The following is a 5381-nucleotide window of genomic DNA, read 5'->3' as shown; positions in this document are numbered from 1 at the left end:
GTGGCGGCGGCGGCGGGAAGGCGCGGCGGGGTGGGGGGTGCCGGGTCGGGCAGGGGCGCGGGGCAGCGCGGCTGGGGGGGTTGGGGCGCGGGGTCCGCAGCCGTTCCGGGCCCGGTCGGGAGGAGGAGCGCCCGGCGCTGGCGCTCGGCATCGGCCAGGAGGGTGCGGGCCTGAAGGCAGGCAGCGCTGTTGTCGCAGGCGTCGTCGAAGCCGCAGGTCTTGCGCACCAGCTGCCTGCACCACTGCTCGGCGTAGACGGGCTCGGGTGCGGCCGGCTGCGACCAAGCTCGATACATGTCTTCGGTGGGCACGGCAACGCCATCCCGCACGGTGACGGCGGAGCCATCTTCCAGGCGATGCACGCCGTCCCAGAGTTGTCGCGTGGCACCGCCGTCCTGGCGCAGCGCGCGATGGGTGTTAGGGTCGACGACGATCTCCCCACCACCCTCGAGCTCCCCGCGCCAGCGCTGCGCAGCCGACGCGGACGCCGCCGCAATCAGCAGACACAGCACGACGGCGGCGGCAAGGTCCGCCCGCGAGAACCGGGGGAATTGCGCAGCCCAGGCGGCCATGCCTGGAGTCTAGATCAGGATCGACTCGCCCGCGCAGCGTTACGGGTCAGGCGGGCGCTCCGCGCCAGGGCCGCAGCATCAGCGCTCACCCTTGCACATCCGCAGGCACTGCTCCAGCGTCTCGAACGGCACGCTGCCTTGGCAGCCTCCCCAGATAAACGGCTGGCAGCTATCGGTCTTGTAGTCGTAGTAGTAGGCCCGCTTGGCCGCACGGCAGGGGCCCGGAGCCGGCTTCGCGAGGCAGCTCACGTGCATGGCATCGGCCGGTACGTCGGGGCCGTTGTCGGCGCCGCCGCCGCAGCCGGCGGCGAGGGCGAGCATCAGGGCGGAGAAAACGGCGGGCAGGGCCCGCAACGTCGTGCTCGGGACGCGGTACATGCAACAGCTCCGCTGGCAAAAGGGAAGATCAGTCGTGCTGCGCTGCAACCTGGTGAGGACGCTCCTTGCGGAGACTTTGCTCGGCGCGGCTTTGGCGCACCGCCCGCCCGGTCGGCGCGGTGAGCCACCAGTCTCGGTGGCGGAAGTCTTGTGCAGTGCGCGCCATGGCCCGGTAGCATCCGCCGCGCAGGAAGCCCCAGCCCTTGACCCGTGGGCCATGGACGAAAAGCGTCCAGGCCGGGCGGCCGCTGCGCAGCACAACCCGATGATAATCCGTCCCGCGGAGCCGGTTTAGCCGCCAAGGGCGGATACGGCGCTTTATGATGGGCGGCTCTGCGGCGACCGCCGCGGAAACACCGTCGGATGGTGGCTGGGCGAAGCGCAGCTCGTCATATCCGCCCGTCAGCACAAGACTGAAGGCCCTGTCCCAGGGGTGGTCGTGTAGGCCGCGGTCCGGGTCTGAGTCAACGAAGCGATGCAGATAGGCATGCCAGCCGAACGCGCCCGCGAGGTAATAGCGCTCCAAATAGGGCTCGCCGTACTCACCATCGATGATACGACACGGTAGGCGGTCGCTAAGCTGTCGCAGTAGGTGTTCGAGTGGATGCACGCTGGAGATCGATACTGCCGGTCACAACGGCGCAGAGGCTAACAGCGCCCGGGCTCAAAATGCGAGCCTGAGGCGCTCAGCCGGTGGCGCCCAGCGGGGGCTCAGGCCTTGGGCTCGTGCACCAGCCAGGCGACCTGGTGCGGCGCGAGCTCGAAGCGGCTGGCGAGCGCGGCAGCATCCGACTCCCAGCCGCTGATCAGCTCGCGCCAGCACCCGCGCTGCCAGTGTCGGTCCAGCCGGCTCAGGGCACAGCTGCGCTTGCGGTTGGTGACATTGGCCAGCATCCAGAGCCGCTGCCCCGTCTCGGCGGCGTCCCGGCGCACACCGAACAGTCCTTTGGGAAGCTCCAGCACGGTCTGCGCGGCGTCCGGGTGGAAGGCGGGCTGGGCGGCGCGCAGGCGCAGGCGGCGCAGGTACTCCGGCAGCACCACAGCAGCCTGGTGGTCGGAGCCCTCCGCGAGCAGGGCGTCCAGCTCGGCACGGGTCCATTTGCGGCGATTGATGCTGCGCGCGCGGCCAGTCTGCTCCACTGCGCCGATGTCGTTATCGGCCCCAAGCAGGCTGTTGAAGTAGATGCCCGGGATGCCTTGTAGGCCCATGGCGATGGTCTGCGAGCAGAGAAAACGCCGGATGGACGCGTCACGGTCGCCGGGCACGCCGACGGCATCGAAATAGGTGATGTTGAGCTCGTAGGGAGTCGCCCGGCCATCCGGGCTGCTGCGCCGGCTCACCAGCCCGCCGCGCTGCTCCATGGCGGCCACGAGGGCGGCGAGCTCGGCCTCCGGCACCAGCCCCTCAAGCGGGCGTAGGCCGATGCCGTCGTGGGAGGCGGTGAAGTTGAAGAAAGTGCAGCCAGAGGGGGGCGGGCCGAGACTGTCCGCCCAGTCGCTGAGGTAACCGGCGTCGCCTGCATGCAGTGCATGCAACAGCAGCGGCGGCAGGCTGAACTGGTAGACCATGTGCGCCTCGTCCCCGGCGCCGAAGTAGCTGACGTTCTCGGCGTGCGGCACGTTGGTCTCGGTGAGCAGCAGCACCCCCGGGGCGAGCATTTCCAGCAGGTCCCGCAGGAGCTTCACCACCTCGTGCGTCTCGGGCAGATGGATGCAGGGGGTACCGAGGCGCTTCCAAAGGTAGGCGATGGCGTCCAGGCGGATGATCTGCGCGCCGTGGTGGACATAGAGCAAGAGGATGTCCAGATACTCGAACAACACGTCCGGGTTCGAGAAATCGACGTCGAGCTGGTCGTGGCTGAAGGTGGCCCAGACGTAGCGCTCGCCGTAAGGGGTCTGCACAGACCGCAGCAACGGCGTGGTGCGCGGCCGCACCACTGCGGATAGGTCCGTCGCCGGGTCCGCCTCGATGAAATAATGGCGTTCTGGTGCCATGCCATTGCAATAGGCGCGGAACCAGTGACTCTGGCCGGACACATGATTGATCACCAGGTCCACCGCAAGCCGGTAGTCCTGGCTCAGGGCATCGATGTCGTCCCAGGTACCGAGCGCGGGGTCCACGGCACGGTAGTCGATGACAGCAAAGCCATCGTCGGAGCTGTAGGGAAAGAAGGGGAGCAGGTGCAGCGCAGAGACCGCATCGCCCACACGCTCGTCCATGAACCTGCGCAGTGTCGCCAGCGGCGCTTCGCCGTCAGTGCTCACCATATCGCCATAAGCGATGAGCACAGCATCGCGCTGGTCCCAGCCGCGGCAGCGGGCTCGCGGGGCATCCGGCTCCAGGCAATGCGAGCCCACACCGTAGCGGCCCACCAGGAGCTCCAGGCGCTGCAGCAGCTGAGGCAAGCGCTCTGCACCGTAGAGCCGAGCCAGGCGGCCGCGGATGCGCTCGAGAACGGCGCGCTCCACCACACGCATGCGCCTTACTCCGTCATGTTGCGGATGTTGTTGATCATGCTGCGCAGGCTGTCCCGCAGCACGCGGTAGCTGAAGAAACGGTTCGCCACCTGATAGTTGTGCTCGGTGAGGGCGTGGCGATACTCGGCATCCTCGATGATGCGCCGGCTCTCCTCCACCACACTGTGGTCAACCACGCCGTCGATGGTCGGCAGCCTGAAACCCTTGGGCTCGATGTCGCGTTGATACACCGAATAGCGCCCCACCACCAGCGGCTTGCGGAAGTAGATGGACTCCAGGAGCGCATTGCCGAAGCCCTCGTAAAGGCTCGGGAAGGTGATGAAATCGGCATGGGGATAGAGATCGCTCAGCACATAGACCTTGTCGCCGTCCTGATTCAGCTGGCGGCGGTCGGCCATACGCTCGCCGAAGAACTTGAGCGAGACGCCCTCATCCCGGGCAAGCTGCAACAGTTGGCGGCCATACTCCAGCCCCTCGTCGCCGCTGTCGTGAGAGATCACCAGGTGTGTGCGGGGGAGCTTGAGCCGGCGAATGAGATGGATAGCGTTCTCGATGCCCTTGCGTGGCACCACCCGCGTGGGCTGTAGGATGAGCAGATCATCGTCCAGCAGCCCGAGCGCATGGCGCACATCGGCAGCGTAGTCGTCCGGCTCTCCGGGCGGGTTCTCGAAGTCGAAGACATTGGGCACCAGCACGCTCGGCAGACCCTTGCGCCAAGCGATCTCCTCCCGCGCCGCCTGGTTGATGACCACGTGCTGCAAGTGCGGCACCCGCGGCGGGAAGGCCATTTCCAGGTAGTCGTCCACCGCCGAGATCTGAAAGCGCTGGCGCTCCCACATGAAGTCGTGGTGATGGGCGATGGCCGGCATGCCCGTCTCCAGTAGGAACTCCGTGATGGCCACGCCCAGCGGCACATGCATCGGGATGGTGAGCGCGTTCTCGACAATGAGAATGTCCAGCTCAAAGCGGGAACGGAAGTCGTAGAGGGTGGACTTGAGGTACTCCGTGAGCTCGCGGATGCGCCGGCTCGCTTCGGCACAGCGACGGGTGCGACCCCAGAGCTGGCTGTTGATCCAGGCGTTCTCGGCGTGGTCGAAAAAGGCCTCCGGCACGCATAGGCTGATGGCCGGATCACGGTCCAGCACGCCCGCATACCAATAGCTCACGTGGCCGCCGCCCCAGAGCACCTCCGCCCATTTGGCGGCCTCCAGAGACACGCCGTCGGTACCGGCAAAGCGAGTGGAGACGAAGCCGATGTTCTCGGGTTGCTTCATGGGAAGATGACACATGCTGGCTGGCGCGGCCGCCGGCGCTGCCCAAGGCCGTCGCCCGGGGCCTTATAATGCCGCCCCGGCGTGCCGGCGGGAATATGGCCGGGCCGGCAAAGGGCGACGATGCGGCGGCACAGCCAGACCTGAGAAGACGCCGGCACCGGCAGCGCCGCTCACCAATGACAAGCAGCTCTCGTGCCCGGGGCGACGCCGATGATGATCCGCCGGCCGGCCTGAGCAATCCTGGGGCAGAGGCCCCAGCGGGCAGCGCTTGCAATGCGGTCCTCACCGGCCGGATGACACCCCGGTGAGCCCACGGCAGCCAAGGCAGAGAGCACGCCATGCGCGTCTGCATTGTCCACTATCATCTGCAAACGGGCGGCGTTACTCGGGTCATCGAGCACGCCTGCACTGCCATGCTCGCCCGCGGCGCACAGGTGGCGGTTCTGAGCGGTGAGGCGCCCCAGGCAGCGCTGCCGTCGGGCGTCCAGGTCAGGGTGCTGCCGGGTCTGGCGTACGAGGAGCGCCGCCCCACGCTGTCACCCGACACCCTGGCCGCGGCCATGGTACGGGCCGCGCGAGAGGCCTTGAAGGGCGCACCGGCCATCTGGCACCTGCACAACCACACCCTTGGCAAGAACACGGCCATGCCGGGCGCCCTCCCGCGGCTCCCCCGCCACGG

At 67.8% G+C, this 5381-nt stretch carries 6 protein-coding genes; 1 reads left to right on the top strand and 5 read right to left on the bottom strand.

Features of this window, described 5'->3' with window-relative positions; all coding sequences use genetic code 11:
- The 5 genes from I6U14_RS05750 to I6U14_RS05730 form a co-directional block, all read right to left on the bottom strand.
- Positions 1-572: hypothetical protein (locus I6U14_RS05750; RefSeq protein ID WP_296897617.1), on the bottom strand; the 572-nt coding region annotated here is incomplete at its 3' end.
- A gap of 78 nt (positions 573-650) precedes the next feature.
- Complete coding sequence (locus I6U14_RS05745) at positions 651-950, bottom strand: BPTI/Kunitz-type proteinase inhibitor domain-containing protein (protein WP_296897616.1); 300 nt, start codon at positions 948-950, stop codon at positions 651-653.
- Positions 951-978: 28 nt separating this feature from the next.
- Positions 979-1560, bottom strand: a complete 582-nt coding sequence (locus I6U14_RS05740; RefSeq protein ID WP_296897614.1) for a hypothetical protein — start codon at positions 1558-1560, stop codon at positions 979-981.
- Between the two features lie 101 nt (positions 1561-1661).
- Positions 1662-3428: a sugar phosphorylase gene (locus tag I6U14_RS05735; protein ID WP_296897612.1), complete on the bottom strand. Its 1767-nt coding sequence runs from the start codon at positions 3426-3428 to the stop codon at positions 1662-1664.
- Positions 3429-3433: 5 nt separating this feature from the next.
- Positions 3434-4702, bottom strand: a complete 1269-nt coding sequence (locus tag I6U14_RS05730; protein WP_296897610.1) for a glycosyltransferase family 4 protein — start codon at positions 4700-4702, stop codon at positions 3434-3436.
- Positions 4703-5040: 338 nt separating this feature from the next.
- On the opposite strand from I6U14_RS05730, the gene I6U14_RS05725 reads away from it, so the two are divergent.
- Positions 5041-5381, top strand: a 341-nt coding sequence (locus I6U14_RS05725) for a hypothetical protein (RefSeq protein WP_296897608.1), incomplete at its 3' end; no start/stop codon positions are given.

Source organism: Thiohalocapsa sp., from assembly GCF_019695415.1.
In the GTDB taxonomy this organism is placed as follows: domain Bacteria; phylum Pseudomonadota; class Gammaproteobacteria; order Chromatiales; family Chromatiaceae; genus Thiohalocapsa.
The sequence above is the reverse complement of the archived record's forward strand: the minus strand, read 5'-3'. Positions and strand labels throughout refer to the sequence as shown.